16 protein-coding genes and 1 other annotated feature (1 of these 17 cut by a window edge) are annotated in these 20,544 nt (G+C 51.0%); of the genes, 1 reads left to right on the plus strand and 15 read right to left on the minus strand.

The window, feature by feature from the left end; genetic code table 11:
• Position 1: 1 nt before the first annotated feature.
• From ACFQZE_RS08410 to lspA, 13 genes are all read right to left on the minus strand, one after another.
• Positions 2-1,075 (minus strand): efflux RND transporter periplasmic adaptor subunit, encoded by a 1,074-nt coding sequence (locus tag ACFQZE_RS08410; protein WP_379355733.1) that lies wholly within the window; start codon positions 1,073-1,075, stop codon positions 2-4.
• Positions 1,041-1,811 carry an ABC transporter ATP-binding protein gene (locus ACFQZE_RS08415; RefSeq protein WP_379355735.1) on the minus strand — a complete coding sequence of 257 codons (771 nt, stop codon included), beginning with the start codon at positions 1,809-1,811 and terminating at the stop codon, positions 1,041-1,043. Before ACFQZE_RS08415 ends, ACFQZE_RS08410 begins: the two co-directional genes overlap by 35 nt.
• A gap of 188 nt (positions 1,812-1,999) precedes the next feature.
• Positions 2,000-3,730 carry a methyl-accepting chemotaxis protein gene (locus tag ACFQZE_RS08420; RefSeq protein ID WP_379355737.1) on the minus strand — a complete coding sequence of 577 codons (1,731 nt, stop codon included), beginning with the start codon at positions 3,728-3,730 and terminating at the stop codon, positions 2,000-2,002.
• Positions 3,731-3,935: 205 nt separating this feature from the next.
• Positions 3,936-4,583, minus strand: coding sequence for an orotate phosphoribosyltransferase (gene pyrE / locus ACFQZE_RS08425; RefSeq protein ID WP_379355739.1), 648 nt, complete (start codon positions 4,581-4,583; stop codon positions 3,936-3,938).
• Positions 4,576-5,310, minus strand: coding sequence for an orotidine-5'-phosphate decarboxylase (gene pyrF, locus ACFQZE_RS08430; RefSeq protein WP_379356980.1), 735 nt, complete (start codon positions 5,308-5,310; stop codon positions 4,576-4,578). Before pyrF ends, pyrE begins: the two co-directional genes overlap by 8 nt.
• Before the next feature lie 73 nt (positions 5,311-5,383).
• Positions 5,384-8,605 (minus strand): carbamoyl-phosphate synthase large subunit, encoded by a 3,222-nt coding sequence (gene carB, locus ACFQZE_RS08435; protein WP_379355741.1) that lies wholly within the window; start codon positions 8,603-8,605, stop codon positions 5,384-5,386.
• Complete coding sequence (locus tag ACFQZE_RS08440; protein ID WP_379355743.1) at positions 8,592-9,737, minus strand: carbamoyl phosphate synthase small subunit; 1,146 nt, start codon at positions 9,735-9,737, stop codon at positions 8,592-8,594. Before ACFQZE_RS08440 ends, carB begins: the two co-directional genes overlap by 14 nt.
• Positions 9,738-9,802: 65 nt before the next feature.
• Positions 9,803-11,089: a dihydroorotase gene (locus tag ACFQZE_RS08445; protein ID WP_379355745.1), complete on the minus strand. Its 1,287-nt coding sequence runs from the start codon at positions 11,087-11,089 to the stop codon at positions 9,803-9,805.
• 48 nt (positions 11,090-11,137) lie between these two features.
• Positions 11,138-12,037, minus strand: a complete 900-nt coding sequence (locus tag ACFQZE_RS08450) for an aspartate carbamoyltransferase catalytic subunit (protein WP_379355747.1) — start codon at positions 12,035-12,037, stop codon at positions 11,138-11,140.
• A gap of 2 nt (positions 12,038-12,039) precedes the next feature.
• The gene (gene pyrR, locus ACFQZE_RS08455) at positions 12,040-12,612 is read right to left on the minus strand and encodes a bifunctional pyr operon transcriptional regulator/uracil phosphoribosyltransferase PyrR (protein ID WP_379356982.1); all 573 of its coding nucleotides are present in this window, start codon (positions 12,610-12,612) and stop codon (positions 12,040-12,042) included.
• 398 nt (positions 12,613-13,010) lie between these two features.
• Positions 13,011-14,246, minus strand: a complete 1,236-nt coding sequence (locus tag ACFQZE_RS08460) for an LL-diaminopimelate aminotransferase (protein ID WP_379355749.1) — start codon at positions 14,244-14,246, stop codon at positions 13,011-13,013.
• Positions 14,247-14,405: 159 nt separating this feature from the next.
• Positions 14,406-15,356 carry an RluA family pseudouridine synthase gene (locus ACFQZE_RS08465; protein ID WP_379355751.1) on the minus strand — a complete coding sequence of 317 codons (951 nt, stop codon included), beginning with the start codon at positions 15,354-15,356 and terminating at the stop codon, positions 14,406-14,408.
• Entirely contained in the window at positions 15,337-15,861 is a 525-nt protein-coding gene (lspA, locus tag ACFQZE_RS08470; protein ID WP_379355753.1) for a signal peptidase II, read from the minus strand. The genes ACFQZE_RS08465 and lspA overlap by 20 nt, the downstream gene beginning before the upstream one ends.
• Before the next feature lie 225 nt (positions 15,862-16,086).
• Between lspA and ACFQZE_RS08475 the strand changes: the two genes are divergently transcribed.
• A complete protein-coding gene (locus ACFQZE_RS08475) occupies positions 16,087-16,812 on the plus strand; it encodes a TraR/DksA C4-type zinc finger protein (protein ID WP_379355755.1) in 726 nt (241 codons plus the stop codon).
• A 16-nt stretch (positions 16,813-16,828) separates the two neighbouring features.
• Here the strand turns inward: ACFQZE_RS08475 and ACFQZE_RS08480 are convergent, their stop codons facing one another.
• Positions 16,829-17,134 carry a DUF5665 domain-containing protein gene (locus tag ACFQZE_RS08480; protein WP_379356984.1) on the minus strand — a complete coding sequence of 102 codons (306 nt, stop codon included), beginning with the start codon at positions 17,132-17,134 and terminating at the stop codon, positions 16,829-16,831.
• A gap of 189 nt (positions 17,135-17,323) precedes the next feature.
• The gene (gene ileS, locus ACFQZE_RS08485; RefSeq protein ID WP_379355757.1) at positions 17,324-20,416 is read right to left on the minus strand and encodes an isoleucine--tRNA ligase; all 3,093 of its coding nucleotides are present in this window, start codon (positions 20,414-20,416) and stop codon (positions 17,324-17,326) included.
• A 46-nt stretch (positions 20,417-20,462) separates the two neighbouring features.
• Positions 20,463-20,544, minus strand: a binding site (T-box leader) (it continues 211 nt past the right edge of the window).

Below are 20,544 nucleotides of genomic sequence, written 5' to 3' on the forward strand. Positions count from 1 at the left end.
GCTATTTACCTACAACTTTCTGTCCGGGCTCTAGTCCGCTAATAATTTCTACGGCCGTCGCCGTTTGCTGACCGACCTCGACGTCTACTTCGCGTTTGCCGTCTTTATCGATGACTTGTACGTAATAACGAGCTCCGATATTGCGCAGTGTCGAAGGAGGAATGACAATTGCATTTTCCGTCCGCTTTGTAATGACATTAATCGAAATCGGCGTACCGCGATTCAAATTTTTAGGCAGTCCAGTCAGCTCTAAAATCATAAAGTCTTCTGGCCTCTCCGGCTTCACTTCTCCGCCCGGAATACCGCCGTTTCCATTGTCCTGCTCTGTCGATTTCACTGGCAACTGCTTAATTTTCCCTTTAAAATCGCCGACATTGCTAATGCTTACAGCTACTTCCATGCCAATGGATACTTTTTCCAAGTCCGTTTTGGTCAGCTTTGCGGCAGCCGTAATTTGCGCCGTATCTGCTACGATCGCGATCGGAGCATATTTTTTCACCTGATCGCCCTTCTGCACGCTGACCGAAACGATCGTTCCGTCAAATGGCGCAGTAAGCGTCGCTTTTGCGATTTCTTCTTCCATATCGCTAATTTTTTGCCGCTTCTCTTCAAAAGCGATTTGTTTCATTTCAAAATCAAGCGGTTCCATTTCGTCGCGGTTACGAAGGGTATCCTTCATTTCCACCTCGTCCTTGCGGAATGCCAGCCGCGCATCTCTAAGCGCTTTTTGCATGTCTTCCACGTCCAGCACCGCGATCATGTCGCCCGCTTTTACTTTATCGCCAGTCTTCACGTAAATCTCTTTGACAAAAGGCGAGTTCTCCATCGTAAAATAAAGCGTTTCTTCCTTCAAGGAAATGAGCTTTCCGATAACCGGAACTTTGGATTCAAGCGTCTTAGTTGTCACCACATGCTCCGGCTTTTTGGAAATTTGCGGCGGAACGATTTCCGGCAGCACTTCCTCAGCCTTCTCATCAGGCAATAGCGAGCATCCGCTAGTAAATACAATTGTCGTGCTCATCGCAACGATCAAAGATTTTTTAAATAAACTTCCCGTCCACCATTTCATAGACATGGTCGGCAACCTCCAAAATTGTAGGATCATGTGTAGTCATACAGATTGAGACGTTTTCAGTGCGAATAATATTTTGGAAAACCGCCATGACCTGCGCGGACATGTTCGTATCCAGCTCGGCAGTCGGCTCGTCGGCCAGCAGCAAAATCGGGCGATGCGCAATCGCTTTTGCGATGGCTACACGCTGCTGTTCGCCGCCGGACAGCTCAAAGGGACGATGATGCATCCGCTTCTCCAGTCCAACCAGCTCTAGGCATTCCGCTACCCTATCCTTCCACTCGGTACGCGGCGTACCCGCCATGCGAAGCGACAGCTCCACATTTTCCCAAGCGGACAGAAGCGGCATCAGGGCAAAAGCCTGAAAAATAAACCCCATGCTTTTGCGACGCACCAGCGTTCTTTCGTCGTCGCTCATCGTGCTGAAAGGCCCGCCGTTAAAGCGAATTTCCCCTTTGCTCGGCGTATCGAGGCCGCCCAGGCAATTGAGCAGCGTCGTCTTCCCCGAGCCCGATCTCCCTTTCAACATAACTAATTGGCGCCTCTTCACTTCCATTTGAATTCCCTTCAATACATGGAGAGCGTTGCCGCCTACTTGAAAAGTTCTCTCAACAGCTTGAACGGTCAACAGCGTTTCAGCCCTTTCGGCGGAATGCGAATGGGCCTCCTGATCGGCCGGTCCTTCTTCTATCGCCGGCGCCTGTTCGTTCTTTAACTCTTCATTTTGAGTTATGGCCATAGGCGTTTCTACTCCCCCCTATCCTCTCTATACCTCTTCATAATTCTAATCTAACTACTTAGACGGTAATAAGTATAAGAAAGTTACGATTAATGAAAACTTCTGTCAAACATTTTTTCCGCATCCTTTATACGCCAAAAAAGAAGCTGTCCGTGGCGAGGAAAAGCGGCCGGGGACAGCTTCGGGCATTAGGTGCGAACTTTGAAATGAGCGACTTCCTTGCTGAGCTGGCGCACGATTTCATCCAGGCTGCCGGAGGCCGCCGAAATATTTTCCATCAGCGCCAGCTGCTCTTCCGTCGCAGCCGCTACGCTTTCCGTCTTCGTTAAATTCGCTTGCGCCGCATGGGCGCTTTGCTCCATCGTAGCGCTGACCTCCTCGGAGCTTGCGGACATCTGCTCGGTTATGGCGGAGTTTTCATGCAATTGCTCCGTCATCTCATGGACGGCGGCCGCAATCAAATTCAAATTGTGGCTAACATCCTTCATCTTTTCGCTTCCCTGCTCCACGACTTGCGTCGTTTGCTGCATATACGCGGAAGCGCCGGCAATCTCTTTTTGCGTGAAGGCGACCAAATCGTTAATGCTTCCCGCAGATTCAAGCGAGCTGGCGGCAAGCTTGCGAATTTCGCCAGCGACTACGGCAAAACCTTTTCCGTGCTCGCCAGCGCGGGCAGCTTCAATCGAAGCATTAAGCGACAAAATGTTCGTTTGATTGGAAAACGCCGTAATATTTTCAGCAATCGCCCCAATTTGTTTCGAACGCTCCTCCAGAGACGAAATGGTAGACGATAGCCGGCCAACGACATCGTTCACCTCGTTCATTTGTTCGGCAAGCCGCTCAAGAGCCGCTCGTCCATCTGCCGTTTGATTAACGGTAGAAACGGATCTATCCGCAATAACCGACGTATTTTCCGCAATTTTGCCAACGCCGACGGCCATTTCTTCAATTGCTCTCGACGTTTCTTCCGCACCACGCGCCCCAATTTCCGATCCTTCGGCTACTTCCTGAATGATGAGGGCGACATGCTGCGAAGCTGCAGCCGATTCATTCGCCGACAGGGACAACTCTCCGGAAGCAACGCTTACCTTCTCGGCGCTCGCTTTGATGCCCGCGATAAGCCCGTTGACGTTGTCAATCATCTCGTCTACCGACTGCGAGATTTGGCCAAGCTCGTCTTTCGAATACTTTGCATCCTTAGGCGAAGTTAGGTCGCCTTCACTAACTAGCTTGGACTTTTGCACAACAAGCCTGATCGTCGTCATCAAACGTTTGATCATAAAGTAGCAGAAAGCAGCAAGAGCGATGGCGACCGCTATCATCCCCATCATGACGTTCCTTTGTGTCTTCGTTAAATGGTCGCCGATCTCTTTAATTTTACGATTCGCATATTCGTCTATGCTGACGGCAACCTCGTCAATTCCGGTACGGCTTGTTAAAAAACCGGCGTCAAGCTCCTGATTAATCGGTTTGGCCACTCCGTCCTTTACAGCCGCCAGCGCGGCATCGTACCAACTGCCGAAGCTTGCTTCGAACGAGTCCAAAATATCGCCCGCCTGCCGGCCGGACTCCCCGTATGCCAAGTGCAGCAGATCGGAAGATGCCATAATCGATTTGGCGTTTGCGATACGCTCAATCGCTTGATCCCGATTTTCCGCCATCTCCTTCTCCGCCGTTTCATAGACGGCGCCCTCTGCCTTGCCCGTTTCAAGGCGCAAGTAAGCCGAATACGTTTGATATAAATCGCGGTCTGCATTTAACACCAGCGTATCCACTTGGTTGACTTTTTCGTAAAGCTCTTTGGACATCACTTCGTATACCGCTTTTTCCTCTCCTATTAGATATAGCCCCGTCCCTACATAAAAAATAAGAGGAATGACCGCCAACAAAGAAAGTTTCAAACGCAACGACAATTTCATAACAACCCGCTCCTTATCTTAAAAGCACTTATATCGATATATCGGGTAACCATAGCCGAAATAAAAGCAAAATTTCAAATTTACAAAGAAAAAACGTGTGGTAATATGTGGGGTTTGAAAATGAAACAAAAAAAGCACAGCCCGCCATTAGGGGGCCATGCTTTGTTCTCGTGCTTCGTATGCTGCAATGCCTAACGGAACGCTGTTATTTTCCGAACGATTGCGGATCTTCTCTCCACGCTTGCAAAGCCGCCACATCCGACTCCGCCACTTTGCCAAGCTGTACCGCTGTTTCAATCAAGGCGGAATAATCGGACAACGTCTCCAGCTTAAAGCCACCAGCCTCAAACGCTTGTGTCGCACTTTGGAATTGATACGTAAAGATTGCGAGTACAGCTACAACTTCCGCACCGGCTTCTACAACCGCTTGCGCCGCTTTAATGGAGCTGCCTCCTGTCGATATCAAATCCTCGATCACAACTACTTTTTGGCCAGGCGCTATACGGCCTTCAATTTGATTCTGTTTGCCATGGCCTTTCGCCTTGTCGCGAATATACGCCATCGGCAAGTTCAGCTTTTGCGAAACCCATGCCGCATGCGGAATGCCCGCTGTCGCGGTGCCAGCAATAACGTCCGCGTCCGGATAACGCTCGCGGATGACGGCCGCGAAACCTTCCGCTACCAGCTCGCGAATTTCCGGATAGGCCATCGTTAACCGGTTGTCGCAATAAATCGGCGATTTCAGGCCGGACGTCCATGTAAACGGCTCGTTTGGACTAAGCGCAACCGCTCCGATTTCCAGCAAATGTTTTGCAATTTCGTTCGGTAAAGCTTCCAGTGTAACGTTACTCAACTGAGATCAGCTCCTCAATAATAGATTCCAATGAAGCACGCGGGCTTGCCGCCGCAGTAATCGGACGGCCGATGACCATAAAGTTTGTTCCTTGACGAAGCGCCTCTCCAGGCGTCATGATGCGTGATTGATCGTTAAGATCGGCACCGGCTGGGCGAATGCCAGGGGTTACCGTCTGGAATGCTGCGCCGCAAGCTTCTTTAATGGAAACGACCTCGGAAGGCGAAGCTACGACGCCGTCGAGTCCTGCCGCTTTTGCCAGCTTGGCGTAACGAATGACGGCATCCTCGACGGAACCTGCGATGCCGATTTGCTCATTCAAAACCGACTGGCTCGTGCTCGTTAATTGAGTAACGGCGATAACGGAAGGTTTTTTCGCACCGCTTGCGAGAGCGGAATCCACGCCTTCCAAAGCCGCTTCCATCATGGCGCTGCCTCCGCCCGCATGAACGTTGAACATGTCCACGCCAAGACGGGTGACGCTGTTCGCGCCTCCTTTGACCGTATTCGGAATATCATGCATTTTTACATCTAAAAACACATAATAGCCCCGCTCCTTCAAGCTTGCCACAAAGGACGGTCCGGCCGCGTAAAAAAGCTGCATTCCAACTTTCATATAACAGGGAATGCCCTTCAGTTCCTCCATGAGTTTCTCTGCCGCAGCGGCATCCGGATAATCGAGCGCAACCATAATCCGCCCGGCGGCTTGTTCTCTTGTCAGCCCCATCGTCATTCCCCTCTCTATATAGTTTTGAAGCTTCTGAAGCACCGATGGGCTCCAGAAGCTTCAGCTTATCTTTTTACTTCTGAATGACCACCGGCATCGCATGGGAGGAGAAGTTGATCGTCTCCATCATGTTCAGCAACGCGCGTACCGTATCAAGCGATGTCATGCAGACAACGCCGTTTTCAACCGCTTCGCGGCGGATACGGAAGCCGTCGCGCTCAGGCGTTTTGCCTTTGGTCAGCGTGTTGACGACAAAGTGCGCTTTGCCTTCGCGTACCAAGTCCAGAATGTTCGGCGAACCTTCGCTCAGCTTGTTGACGCGAGTGACATAAAGGCCTGCCGCCTCAAGCGCATCCGCAGTACCGCCCGTTGCGAAAATTTTGTAGCCGATATTGTAGAAGCCGCGCAATAGTTCGACTGCTTCCGCTTTGTCCTTATCCGCTACCGTCGCCACGATTGCGCCGGAAGTCGGAATTTTCATGCCAGCGCCGATCAAACCTTTGTAAAGCGCCTTTGCATATTGAACGTCGCGGCCCATTACTTCACCCGTCGATTTCATCTCAGGCGTCAAGGTCGGGTCAACGCGGCGCAGCTTGGCGAAGGAGAATACCGGAACCTTTACGGATACGTATTCGTCTTCCGGCCACAAGCCGTCGGTGTAGCCTAGCTCAGCAAGCTTTGTTCCAAGAATCGCTTTTGTCGCCAGGTTCGCCATTGGCAAATTCGTCACTTTGCTTAAGAAAGGAACCGTACGCGAGGAGCGCGGGTTTACTTCGATGACGTAAACCTGTTCTTGATGAATAACGAACTGGATATTGACAAGGCCGATGACTTTCAGCTCTTTTGCAATTTTGATCGTAATTTCGATAATTTGGTTTTTGATGTCGTCCGAGAGCGATTGCGGAGGATATACCGCAATCGAGTCGCCGGAGTGAACGCCTGCGCGCTCAACATGCTCCATAATGCCCGGGATCAGAACCGTCTCGCCGTCGCAGATCGCGTCAACTTCGGCTTCTTTGCCCAGCATGTAACGGTCGATCAGAACCGGATGCTCCGGATTGATTTTGACCGCTACTTCCATATAGCTCAGCAATTCTTCGTCGGAGTATACAATTTCCATCGCCCGTCCGCCGAGGACGTAAGATGGACGAACCAATACCGGATAACCCAGCTTCTGTGCCGTTACAACTGCTTCATCTACGGAAGTAACCGTGTTGCCTTCCGGCTGAGCGATGTTCAGGCTGCGAAGCAAAGCTTCGAATTTTTTGCGGTCTTCCGCAGCATCGATGCTCTCCAGGCTGGAGCCCAGAATGCGTACGCCCGCTTTCGCCAGCGGCGCCGCCAAGTTGATTGCCGTTTGGCCGCCAAACTGAACGATAACGCCGATTGGATTTTCTTGCTCAATGACGTTCATAACGTCTTCGAAGAACAATGGCTCAAAGTACAAGCGGTCGGACGTGCTGAAGTCCGTCGATACCGTCTCCGGGTTGTTATTGATAATAACCGCTTCGTAGCCGGCTTTTTGAATCGCCCATACCGCATGAACGGTCGAGTAGTCGAACTCGATGCCTTGGCCGATCCGGATCGGGCCGGAACCAAGTACAAGCACTTTTTGCTTGTCGCTTTCCGTTACTTCGTTTTCCACTTCATAAGTGGAGTAATAGTAAGGAGTGGTCGCTTCAAACTCAGCTGCGCAAGTGTCAACCATCTTGTAAACGGGCTTCAAGTTGTTTTGCAGACGGAATGCGCGAACATCCGCTTCTGTTGTATGGCTGCCGCTTGGGAAACCTTCTTTGCGGATTTCTGCAATAGAACGGTCGGAGAAACCTTTGCGCTTCGCTTCGTACAATGATTGCAGCGACAAAGTTGCCTCTTTGCGCAAACGGTCTTCAAACGCTACGATCGACTGAATTTTGTCGAGGAACCACCAGTCGATTTTCGTAATGTCTTGCAGCTCTTGCAGGGAGAAGCCGCGGCGGAACGCTTCCGCTACCAAGAACATGCGCTCGTCGTCCGGCTTGGCAAGACGGTTCCGAAGCACTTCTTCTTCAAGTAAATGAGCTTCTTTCAAATGAATCCTGTGCGCGCCGATTTCAAGCGAGCGAACCGCTTTATGAATCGACTCTTCGAACGTGCGGCCGATGGCCATCACTTCGCCCGTCGCCTTCATTTGCGTGCCGAGCTTGCGGTTCGCATCAACGAACTTGTCGAACGGCCAGCGCGGAATTTTTGATACGATATAGTCAAGAGTAGGCTCGAAGCAAGCGTAAGTTTGGCCGGTAACCGGGTTAACCAACTCGTCAAGCGTGTAGCCGATTGCAATTTTTGCCGCCATTTTCGCAATTGGGTATCCCGTCGCTTTAGAAGCAAGCGCCGACGAACGGCTTACACGAGGGTTTACTTCAATGACATAATATTGGTAGCTGTGCGGATCGAGGGCAAACTGTACGTTGCAGCCGCCTTCGATGTTCAGCGCTCTAATAATTTTCAAAGATGCGGAACGAAGCATTTGATATTCGCGGTCGGACAACGTTTGGGAAGGCGCTACGACGATACTGTCGCCTGTATGCACGCCAACCGGGTCGAAGTTTTCCATGTTGCAGACTACGATACAGTTGTCGTTCGCATCGCGCATAACTTCGTATTCAACTTCCTTCATGCCCGCAATCGATTTTTCAATCAAGCACTGGTTGATTGGAGAGTAGCGAATACCCGAAGCTACGATTTCGCGCAGCTCTTCTTCATTCGCGCAAATGCCGCCGCCCGTTCCGCCAAGCGTATAAGCAGGACGAACGATAATCGGATAATCGATGCTGTTCGCAAATGCTACCGCGTCTTCTACCGTAGTCACAATTTCACTCTCAGGAACCGGCTGCTCCAGCTCGCGCATCAATTCGCGGAACAGGTCGCGGTCCTCCGCTTTTTCAATCGCTATTAATTGCGTGCCAAGCAGCTTCACGTTTTCGCGTTCCAGAACGCCTGCACGCGCCAGCTCAACCGCCATGTTCAAACCTGTTTGTCCGCCGAGCGTTGGCAGCAATCCGTCCGGACGCTCCTGGCGAATGATTTGGGAAACAAAGTCAAGCGTAATCGGCTCGATATACACTTTGTCGGCCATGTTAGTATCTGTCATAATGGTCGCCGGGTTGCTGTTGATCAATACAACTTCGTAGCCTTCTTCTTTCAACGCTTGGCAAGCTTGAGTGCCGGCATAGTCGAACTCCGCCGCTTGTCCGATGACAATCGGGCCGGACCCGATTACGAGAATTTTTTTGAGTTCATTATTTTTGGGCATAGTGAAGCTCTCCTTTCAACGTCTCCGACAGCACAGCCTGACGAGGTTTTGGTGGGTTGTTTTTTTTGTGCGTGCGAATCATATCCAGGAACTCATCAAACAGGTAGCTGGAATCAAACGGACCAGGAGCCGCTTCGGGATGGTACTGTACCGAAAACGCCGGGAACTTGTTATGTTTAAGACCTTCAATCGTTTTGTCGTTGTTGTTGATATGCGTCACTTCCAGCTCCGTTCCTTCAACGGACGATTCCACTACCGTGTACCCGTGGTTTTGGGAAGTGATGTAGCAGCGGTTCGTTGCCAGTTCTTTCACCGGATGGTTGCCGCCGCGATGACCGAATTTCAGCTTGCCCGTATCCGCTCCGCATGCAAGAGCGAACAATTGATGCCCAAGGCAGATGCCGAAGATCGGGAATTCGCCGAGCAGTTCGGAAATCATTTGTACCGCATAAGGAACGTCTTTCGGGTCCCCAGGGCCGTTGGACAGCTGAATGCCGTCCGGCGCCAATCGGCGGATTTGTTCTGCTGTCGTGTCATGAGGCACAACAACGACGTCGCAACCACGCTGCGTAAGCTCCTTCAAAATGCCGCTTTTTGCGCCAAAGTCAACCAGAACGATACGCTCGCGCGTGCCTGGGCTGGAGAAAACATGCTTTGTGGAAGTGCGGGCTACTTGATCCGTCATCAGGTTCGACAGGTTCAGGCGCTCTGCCAATTCTTCTACGCGCTCGTTGCCTGTTGTGATCAGGCCTTTCATCGTGCCGTAGTGGCGAAGCTTACGGGTAAGCATGCGAGTGTCGATGTCGCTGATGCCCGGAATGCCGTATTCTTTAAGAAGCTGGCCCAGCGAGTATTGAGCGCGCCAGTTGCTTGGCACAGGCTCGTGGCGGCGTACGACAAAGCCATGGATGTAAGGGCGGACAGCTTCAAAGTCGTCGCGCGTAATGCCGTAATTTCCGATCAGCGGGTAAGTCATCGTGACGATTTGACCGCAGTAGGATGGGTCCGACAAAACCTCTTGATATCCCGTAATGCCCGTATTGAAAACAACCTCGCCCATCATTTGCGCTTCCGCTCCGAAGGACAAACCGGTAAACAACGTTCCGTCTTCCAACAATAGTCTTGCTTGCATCCGTATCACTCCTCTGGTGTTCTTAATGATTCAAATTAAATTCCTTCTATTTCAAACCGAGAGTCTTATTCGCTCCAGACGATTTTGCCGTCCACAATCGTGGCTACCGGCCATCCTTTAAGCTGCCATCCTCCAAACGGAGTGTTGTTGCTCTTCGACAGGAATGTCGTTGGGTCCACTGCTCGTTCGCTTTCGAGGTCTACAATCGTCAAGTCGGCAGGAGCTCCCGGCTCCAGTTTCCCTGTTTCCAGACGGAAGACGCGGGAAGGGTCGGAGGACATTCTTTGCAAAAGGAAGCCGAGCGTCCACTTGCCTGTCTCTACAAACTTCGTGTAAAGAAGCGGGAATGCCGTTTCGAATCCGACGATGCCAAATGGTGCAAGATCAACGCCGCGCCCTTTCTCTTCAGCGCTATGCGGTGCGTGATCCGTCACGACCATGTCGATCGTTCCGTCTTCAAGAGCCTCGATAACCGCCTTTACATCTCGCGGCGTGCGCAGCGGCGGGTTCATTTTCCAATTGGCGTCGTCCAGACCCGGAATGTCTTCGTCCGACAGCAGCAGGTGATGCGGGCAAACTTCCGCCGTCACCGACACGCCGATTGACTTGGCCAATCTAATCAATCTGACCGATTGCTCCGTGCTCACATGGCATACATGGTAATGCACTCCTGTTGCCTCTGCCAGCAGAACGTCCCGGCCGACATGAATCGCTTCCGATTCATTCGGAATCCCTTTGATGCCGTGCTTGCGGGAAAATTCGCCTTCCGACGCCCAAGCGCCTTCGACCAGCGTATCGTCTTCGCAATGTGCGATAACCGGCATATCGAGCGACTTCGCAAGCGCCATTGCGTTTTTCATCATTTGTGCGTTTTGAACGCCAACTCCGTCATCCGTAAAGCCAATCGCTCCGGCTTCCTTCAGCGCCGCGAAGTCCGTCAGCTCTCTTCCCAGCTCGTTTTTCGTAATGGCTGCGTAAGGCAAAACTTTGACCAGACCTGCGGAAGCGGCTTTGTCGAGCACATATTTGACTGTCTCCGGCTTGTCGATGACCGGTCTTGTGTTCGGCATGCAAGCAATCGTTGTAAATCCACCCTTAGCCGCGGAACGTGAGCCCGTTACAATATCTTCTTTATGTTCAAAGCCTGGATCGCGGAGATGCACATGCATATCGATGAAGCCGGCCGATACAAGCTTGCCCTCGGCGTCAATGAATTCGGAGCTTCCCGTATCGACGCTTGCTGCGCCATCTACGAACTCCGCTATTTTCCCGTCGCTGACGCGAATGTGCTTTTTCTCAAGCTTTCCCGCTTTTTCGTTCCATACATTTCCGTTAAGTATCCATAAAGACATAGTTTCGTTCACCCTCCGATTTGTTTCGCTGCTGACTCACTAGCGTCTTTAGTTCAAAGCTCGTTCGATAACGGCCATCCTGATCGGTACGCCATTTGCCATTTGCGGGAAGATGCGCGACTGCGGATGCTCCACGATCTCTCCGTCAATTTCAACATTCCGGTTTACCGGAGCAGGATGCATAATGATCGCATGTTTCCCGATTCGGCCCGCGCGCTCTACCGTAAGACCATATTGCTCGCGGTAAGCTTCAGCGGAGTTCAGCATTCCGCTTTCGTGACGCTCCAACTGCACTCTCAGCATCATAACGACATCAGATTTTAGCGCTTCTTCCATTTCAATATAAGGAGCATCAAGCTCGGAAGCTTGCATATTAGGAGGAGCGCAGAAGCTTACTTTGGCTCCGAATTTCTTAAGCGCGTACAGATTGGATCTCGCAACCCGGCTATGAAGAATGTCTCCGATGATGGACACGTTCAGCCCTTCCAGCGAACCGAACTGTTTGCGCATCGTGTACAGGTCTAGAAGCGCCTGCGTTGGATGCTCGTTGTTGCCGTCGCCCGCATTGATAAGAGGCACTTTGATGCTTTCCGCAAGTTCGGCCAGCACCCCTGCCGGCTTTAAGCGGATAACTCCAACGTCGATGCCCATCGATTCAAGCGTACGTACCGTATCGTAGATGGATTCGCCTTTCTCTACGCTGGAAGCCGCGGCGGAAAAGTTAATCACTTCGGCTCCAAGCCGTTTCTCTGCAACTTCGAAGGAAAACCTCGTCCTCGTGCTATTTTCAAAAAACATGTTGGCCGCAAATTTCCCTTGGCTTACGGGATTGATTTTTTCAGAATGATTTTCCCAATAAGCTGCACGGTCCAAAATGGATTCGATTTCGTCTTTGCCAAGCTCTTTCAGGCCGAGCAAACTTCGTTGTTTAAGCTGCGTCAATGTCATTCTTAAGCTTGCCCCCTCTGATGAATAATGGTAACTTGATCGATTAGGTCAATCTCGCTTAAGGACACCTGTATTTGCTCCTGCTTGGAGGATGGAACGTTTTTGCCGATGAAGTCCGGCCGGATCGGAAGCTCGCGATGGCCCCGGTCCACCAGCACGGCAAGCTGAATGCTGCGCGGGCGTCCGCAATCCATAAGCGCGTCCATAGCGGCACGGATCGTTCGGCCTGTGTAGAGAACATCGTCGAACAAAATAATGATTTTATCCTTCGTATTGTAAGGAATCCCTTCGGTTTCACCGAGCGCCGCCGACGCTTCCATCGTGGATGCCGACGCTTCAAGACGATCGTCCCTATATTGCGTAATGTCCAGCTCTCTAACCGGAACTGGCTTCCCTTCGATTTCTGCAATTCGATCCGCCACCCGATTGGCCAAATAAATGCCCCTTGTCCGAATGCCGACGATAACACAGTCGTCGATCCCTTTATTCCTTTCGACGATTTCATGCGCAATGCGCGTTAACGCTCTGCGTATCGCTGCCTCGTCCATAATGACCAGACGCTCTTCCTCCGCCATAGCCGCCCTCTCCTCTGCTTGCTTGATCAGTTCCTGTAGTTCCAGATGCCTTCCTTGCGTCTTTCTCGACAAAAAAACTCCTTGCGGAGTTCGCAAGGAGTTTGTGACGAGTCAGAAATAGAGCAGGAGCATCCATCTTGCCCACCGGCTATCCAGCCGCAGGAAGACACAAAATGATCCTTTTCCATTCCACTTATTGACCTAAATTCACGCTACCTTGCCAGCCTCTCGGGACTGAGTTAAAGGTACTGCTCTGTATCATTGGAATTATCCCACGTAAGGCTAAAGAAGTCAAGAGCGCAATTGCCCTTTGCTAACCCATAGTGTTCGTTTATTCCAAAATGCTATGCAAAAGTAGCGCTGGGAAATATAAGCGAATGTCAAGCTTATGCTCCGTATTACAGGCTTAGCTTGCGAATGCGCTCTACTGCTTTTTCCGTATTTTCACGGCTTCCGAATGCAGTCAGACGGAAATACCCTTGACCGCTTTGGCCAAAACCTACGCCCGGCGTGCCGACAATGTTCGCTTCCGACAGAAGCTTGTCGAAGAAGCTCCAGGAATCCATACCCTTTGGCGTCTTAAGCCAAATATAAGGAGCGTTCACGCCGCCGTATACTTCAAGGCCGATGGATGCAAGTCCGTCGCGGATAATCGCTGCATTCGTCATGTAATATTCAACCAGCGAAGCGATTTGCTCTTTGCCCTCGGCGGAATAAATCGCTGCCGCGCCGCGTTGTGTGACATACGAAACGCCATTAAATTTCGTCGTGTGGCGGCGGTTCCACAGATCGTTGATGATGACCGAGTTGCCGTCAGCGTCAAGGCCTTTCAGCTCGCGCGGAACGACCGTGTATGCGCAGCGCACGCCTGTGAAGCCAGCCGTTTTGGAAAAGCTGCGGAACTCGATCGCCACTTCCTTGGCGCCTTCCACTTCATAGATGCTATGCGGCACGTCGCCTTCTTGAATGAAAGATTCGTATGCGGAGTCGAACAAAATGAGGCAGTTGTTCTCTCTTGCATAATCCACCCACACTTTAAGCTCATCTTTAGTGAGCGTCATGCCCGTCGGATTGTTCGGGTAGCACAAGTAGATCAGATCCACTTTTGTCGTCGGCAAGCTTGGCTTAAAGTTGTTTTCAGCCGTACACTCCAAATAAACGATATTTTCGTAACGTTTCGTATCCAAGTTGTATTTGCCGGAACGGCCCGCCATTACGTTTGTATCCACATAAACAGGATAAACAGGATCCTGTACGGCTACAATGCTGTCCGTGCTGAAAATTTCTTGAATATTGCCTACGTCGCATTTGGAGCCGTCGCTAACAAATACTTCATTTACAGCAATATCGATGCCGCGGGATTTGTAATCATTTTCGATAATGGCTTGAATGAGGAAATCGTAGCCTTGCTCCGGACCGTAACCGCGGAATGTGCCGGGCTGAGCCAACTCGTCAACCGCTTGGTGCATCGCTTTCAAAACCGCTTCCGGCAAGCCGCGCGTTACGTCGCCAATGCCAAGGCTAATAATTTCAGCGTTTGGATTTTCTTGAATAAATGTTGTGCGGCGTTTGGCAATTTCAGAAAATAAATAGCTGCCTTGCAGCTCCAAATAATTTTGATTAATGGCTGTCATGACGGTTCACCAATCCTTGTCTATGAAATCATTAGGCTAGTCTAAGCCTAGTCTAGGTCTAGAATAACTTACTTCTAAAGACAACATAATGCAGGATATCGTCAAAAGTTTGCACTTATTTCCCGTCTTCCGCAATGATTCCAACTTGCGCTTAATGGATTATCTCAGCCGCAAGCTGTTGAGCACATGCTCCATATCGGCTGGAAGAGGCGCTTCAAACAGCAGTCTTTCCCCCGTGCGGGGATGCGTAAGCCCAAGAACGGCGGCATGCAGCGCTTGACCGTTCAGCGCAACCGTCTTGTTTCTTCCGTAAACGGGATCTCCCGCAAGCGGATAGCCGATATATTTCATATGAACGCGGATTTGATGCGTCCTTCCGGTTTCCAGCTGCAGTTCAAGCACCGTATAATCGTTTAGCCTCTCTTGTACGATGAAATGAGTCACCGCTTCTTTGCTGTTGTGGTCAGTGACAGTAAACAGCTTTCGGTCGGACGAATCCCGGCCGATCGGTGCTTCAATCGTTCCATGATCATGCGGAACGTTGCCATGGACAAGCGCAATATATTTACGGGTCACTGTATGCTCTTTAAGCTGTTCCGCAAGCGATACATGCGCCAAATCGTTTTTGGCGGCCATCAATAGCCCCGTCGTATCCTTGTCGATACGATGGACAATGCCGGGACGAACCATGCCGTTAATGCCGGAAAGATCCTTGCAATGATACATGAGCGCATTGACCACCGTACCGGAAGAATGCCCCGGTGCCGGATGAACGACCATGCCGCGCGGCTTGTTTATAACAATGACGTCCGAATCCTCATAAACGATTTCTAAAGGAATGTTTTCCGGTGTAATATTCGCATCTTCGGCATCCGGCACGATAAGCGACACCGCATCGTTTTCGTATAGTTTATAGTTGGCTTTGACCGCCTTGCCGTTAACCAAAGCGGCTCCGCCTTTAATCCATTCCTGTACCTGAGTCCGGGATACACCCGCCTCGTCCATTTGCTCCACTATATATTTATCGATCCGGTCTCCCGCCTCCGCGGAAGTCGCGACCCATTCGTATTCATTTGTTTCATTTGTTTCCTCATGCGTTTGATTGCTCATGCTTGTCCTGCTCCTTGTCCCCGCCTTCCGCGAGGGTTCTCTTTTCTTCTCTTACCGCCATAAACGTGTCCAGTAAAATAAGCGCTACGCCGCATACAATCGCTGCATCGGCTATGTTGAAAATCGGGAACGTATAGCTGCCGAAATTGAATTTGAAAAAGTCGACAACTTCGCCAAAACGGACACGGTCGATAAAGTTGCCGATCGCTCCGCCAAGTACAAGGGTAAGCCCGATAATTAAACCCGGCTTGGCCGTTTTTCTAGAGGCCTGTATGTACCAAATAAGTCCGGACACAATGACGACTGTAATAATGATAAAAAATGTCCGCTGTTCTTGCAGTATTCCAAATGCCGCCCCTCGGTTGCGGTGCGAAGTAATCAAGAAGAAATTTCCAATGACGCTAAATTCGTCGTACAGTTCCATCTTCGTCGCTACGAGCTTTTTGGTGACATAGTCGATGACGAGAACCAAGACAGAAATGAGGTAATAAAAGTAATGACGCATCTGATCTGATCACTCCCAAAATGTAAACGTTCTGCAAAACGGCCATAGCGCCGTCCGCTTCAACTAGTGTAGCATATGACCGATTCTAGAACCAGTTCCTAGGCAACGGGGAAAGTGCCGATTTTAAGAGTCCCTTTCCCATCCATGTCCATATTGAAAAAAGCCGCTTTTGCAAAAGATAATGGTGCATTCATGTTAAGCTGCAAAGGACGGTGCTATTAAGCGATGACATCTCCCACAGGACCCCAGCTCGCCTTGCTTCGGACAAGGCTGCTTGAGGAACATCTAGATATCCGATTGAGATTGCTTCAAAACGAGCATTACGGCAAAGGCGATTCCTTACGCGATGAAACCGGAGAGCTTTCTCCAATCGACAATCATCCAGGCGATACGGCCTCGGAGCTGTATGAGCGGGAAAAAGACATTTCGCTGCTGGAGCAGGAAGAGCTTCATCTGCTTCGTATCGAAGCCGCTTTAACCGCCATAGAAACCGGCTCTTACGGCGTTTGCGCGGAATGCGGCAAACCAATTCCTTACGAGAGGCTGGATGCCGTACCCGATGCCCTTTATTGCATTGACCATGCTCCGCGAAATATCGTATCAGAGCGCAGGCCAATCGAAGAAAACTTCATGCAGCCTCCGTTCGGCCGGACAAGTCTTGACGAGCGTGAGGATGGCGCCGGCTTTGACGGGGAGGATGCTTGGCAAATTGTAGAGCAATGGGGCAACTCCGACTCCCCCGCCATGTCTGAAAATCCGAATGTGGCCGATTACGACCATATCGGGATCGAATCCACTGAAAATGACGGTTACGTGGAGCCGCTGGAAAGCTTCCTCGCAACCGACATTACGGGACGGCATGTTTCCGTCGTGCGAAACCGCGAGTACAATCGCTACATGCACAGCGATGAAGGCGATCACGGCTTGGAGTTTGAAGAAGACGAGCGCTGACAAGGCGACGCTAATATCAGTATGTTTTGCCTTCTAGCTGAATCTGTACGATTCTTACGATATCCGCAATGTAATCGCCAATAATGGGCAGGTTGAGCGCCCCCAATATTTGCAGGACGTATAAAATCGTCGCCGCAAAAAAGGTGAAGCCGATTGCGATACCGACTCCTCTCGCTGTTCCCGCAAGCAGATTGCGCCAAATGAGCGAAATGGGACGGTTGAGCAAATCGACGTATTCCGCGATATGCGTCCTCTCCATCTCCGAGGCGATATGCTGCAATCTTTTGTCCAAAAGACCAAGCGATTGGGTCAATTCGTTCATATCTTTTCCCTCACCGTTGCTTGTATGAGGCTCCTTGCTGCGTTTGTCTCTGGTCATAGATGCCACCTCCGGTTCGAAGCAGAGAAGCCCGCCCCGCCAGCCAGGCGGACAAGCGGGCTTCTTTTTTCGTGAACAAGCGGCTGTCCCTCTTAGGCGTTCGCCGCTTTCGCTTGTTCCCTTACTATAACCTTAACCTTTGATGAAAATGCCAATTTCCTTGTCGCCCAGCTTTACTCTATCCATACCCTCTGCTGTTTCGAACGAAACGGAATTCAGCAAAACATTGTCGCTCAGCACGCTGCTAAACGACTCCAGCGCAGCTCTAAGCCCGGCATCCGCGTCCAGCACGAGATCGATTCTTTTTTCGATTGGCAAATCCAGCTTTTTGCGAGTATCCTGAACGGCGCGGATCACTTCGCGTACCCAGCCCTCTTGCTCAAGATCCGGCGTAATATCGGTATTCAGAGCAACCGTCATCCCGCTTCCGGATGCAGAAGCGAAACCGGATTTCGCTTGTTTCTCGACAAGCAGCTCTTCCACGCTAATCGACAGCGTCTCCCCTTCGCCCGTTGCGAATTCGAAGCTTCCGCCCACTACAACCGTACGCGCCTCTTCCGCCGTCAGCGCTTTAAGCGCGCCTTGAATCGGGCCGACCTGCTTCCCGTATTTTTTGCCTGCCACTTTCAAATTCAGCTTTAATGTAAAATCGACGAATCCGCTGTCCGAATGCTGAACGACAATCGTTTTTACATTGATTTCGTCTTTAATAATCTCTTCATATTGGTCAATCGGGTAGTTGCCGTCAAGCGACACGATCAGCTCAGAAAGCGGCTGACGCGTTTTGATTGACGTCTCGTTCCGCACATTGCGGGCCAGCTCCACGATCACTTTGGTGCTTTCCATATCGCGCTCCAGCTCCAAATCGATCAACGATTCGTCTTGGACAGGGAAATCGACGAGATGAACGCTGCCTTCTCCGCCAAGGTTGCCATAAACATCGTCGGCCAGCAGCGGCGTGTAAGGAGCGATGAGACGGGACAACGTCAGAAGCACTTGACGCAGCGTTCCATAAGCCGCCAATTTGTCCTCCGTAAGTCCGCTTCCCCAAAATCTGTCGCGCGAGCGGCGGATATACCAGTTGCTCAGCTCGTCGACAAACAGCTCAATCGATTTGGCCGGATTAAGGAAGTCGTTCGCATCCAATCCTTTTGTAACCGATCCGATCAAACTGTTCAGACGGGATAAAATCCAGCGATCCAGCTTGTTGTCCGACTTCGCCGCAGCATGCTCTTCCGGCTTGTAGCCGTCGATGGACGCATACAAGGCATAGAAAGCGTGAGTGTTGACAATCGTATCGATTACTTTCGATTTGGCTTCGCCTACAATGCCGCGAGAGAAGCGCTTGCTGTTCCATGGCGCGCTGTCCGCCAGAAGCGCCCAGCGGAACGCATCCGTGCCGTATTCGTTAATAATTTCCCATGGATCGATAACGTTGCCTTTGGACTTGGACATCTTCTGCCCGTTTTCATCCAAAATATGGCCCGTCGAAATAACGGCTTTATACGGGGCTTTCCCGTTATACAGAGTAGAAACGGCGAGCAAGCTGAAAAACCAGCCGCGCGTTTGGTCAATGCCTTCGCAAATAATATCCGCAGGATACTGCTCCTCAAACTGCGCTGCATCTCCGAACGGGTAATGCTGCTGAGCAAACGGCATGGATCCGCTATCGAACCATACGTCGATCACTTCCGGCGTACGTCTCATTACAGCGCCCTCGGCAAATGGAGATTTTAGCAAAATGTCGTCGACATAAGGTTTATGCAGCTCGATATCGGCAGGCACTTCGCCTACTGCGCGGGCGCGCAAATCGGCGATGCTGTCAGGCGCGTACTGCTGTCCCGTCGCTTCGCAAACCCAAACGTTGAGCGGGGTGCCCCAGTAGCGGTTGCGGCTGATGTTCCAATCGACTAGGTCTTCAAGGAACTTGCCGAAGCGGCCTTCGCGAATATGTCCCGGATACCAGTCAACGCCGCTGTTGTTCGCGATCAGTTGATCTTTTACCGCCGTCGTTTCAATAAACCAGCTCTCTGTCGCGTAGTACAGAAGCGGCGATTTGCAACGCCAGCAGAACGGGTAGCTGTGCTCGTAGCGTTCTTTGGAGAAAAGCAGTCCTTTTTCGCTGAGCATTTTCACAATGTCGACGTCGCAATCTTTTACAAAACGTCCCGCCAAATCCGTCACTTCGTCCACATAACGGCCGGCGTTGTTTACGACGCTCAGCATGCTGATTCCGTTTTGACGCGCTACCTTGTAGTCGTCTTCGCCATGTGCAGGCGCGATATGAACGATACCTGTACCGCTAGTATCGCTGACAAATTCGCCGGTAATGACCACATGCCCTTTTTCAATCGGCACGTAGCGGAACGGCGGCTCATAGGACAATCCGGCCAGCTCCGAACCTTTAACTGTCGATAAAATTTCGTAGTTTTCCTTCAGCACGTTCTCAGCCAAGTTCTGAGCGACGATATAAACTTCACCGTCTTTGGAAGCACGTACGTAATCGAGGTCAGCATGTACAGCCAAAGCTACGTTCGCAGGCAGCGTCCAAGGAGTCGTCGTCCACGCGAGAATATATTCGCCGGAATCCGTTAGCTTAAATTTCGCCGTTGCGCTCAAATCTTTCACATCTTCATAGCCCTGTGCAACCTCATGCGAGCTAAGCGTCGTTTGGCAGCAAGGGCAATACGGGCTTACGCGGTGACCGCGGTAAAGCAGCCCTTTTTTGTGAATGGTGGACAAAATATGCCATACGCTCTCGATGTACTCGTTTTTCAAAGTAATATAAGGGTTGTCGAGATCCGTCCAATAAGCGATCGCTTCCGTCAATTCACGCCACTGCTTTTCGTATTCAAATACGCTGTCTTTGCATTTTTTTACGAATGCCTCTACGCCGTAGTTTTCGATTTCCTGTTTGCCGGAAATGCCAAGCTGCTTCTCAACGCCTAGCTCCACCGGCAATCCGTGCGTATCCCAGCCCGCTTTACGGACAACACGGTATCCCGACATCGTTTTGTAGCGGCAAATAAAGTCTTTAATTACGCGTCCGAGTACATGGCCGATATGCGGAGCTCCGTTCGCCGTAGGCGGCCCCTCGTAAAATACGAAATTAGGTTTGCCTTCCCGGTTTGCGATCGATTGTTTAAAAGTATCCTGTTCCTTCCATTGCTGAAGCACCCGCAGCTCACGGCTGCGCGCACGTTCCTTAACGTCTACGCGTTGCATGGTGTTAGCCTCCTTATGTCGATAAAAAAAATAAACCCCGTCCCCAAAAAGGGACGAGGTTTTACTCGCGATACCACCCTTGTTCCGCCAGTCCTCCATTTGGAAAAGACTGCAGCGTCAAATGCGAC

Source organism: Paenibacillus sp. GCM10027627, assembly GCF_042675505.1.
Classification (GTDB): Bacteria; Bacillota; Bacilli; order Paenibacillales; family Paenibacillaceae; genus Pristimantibacillus.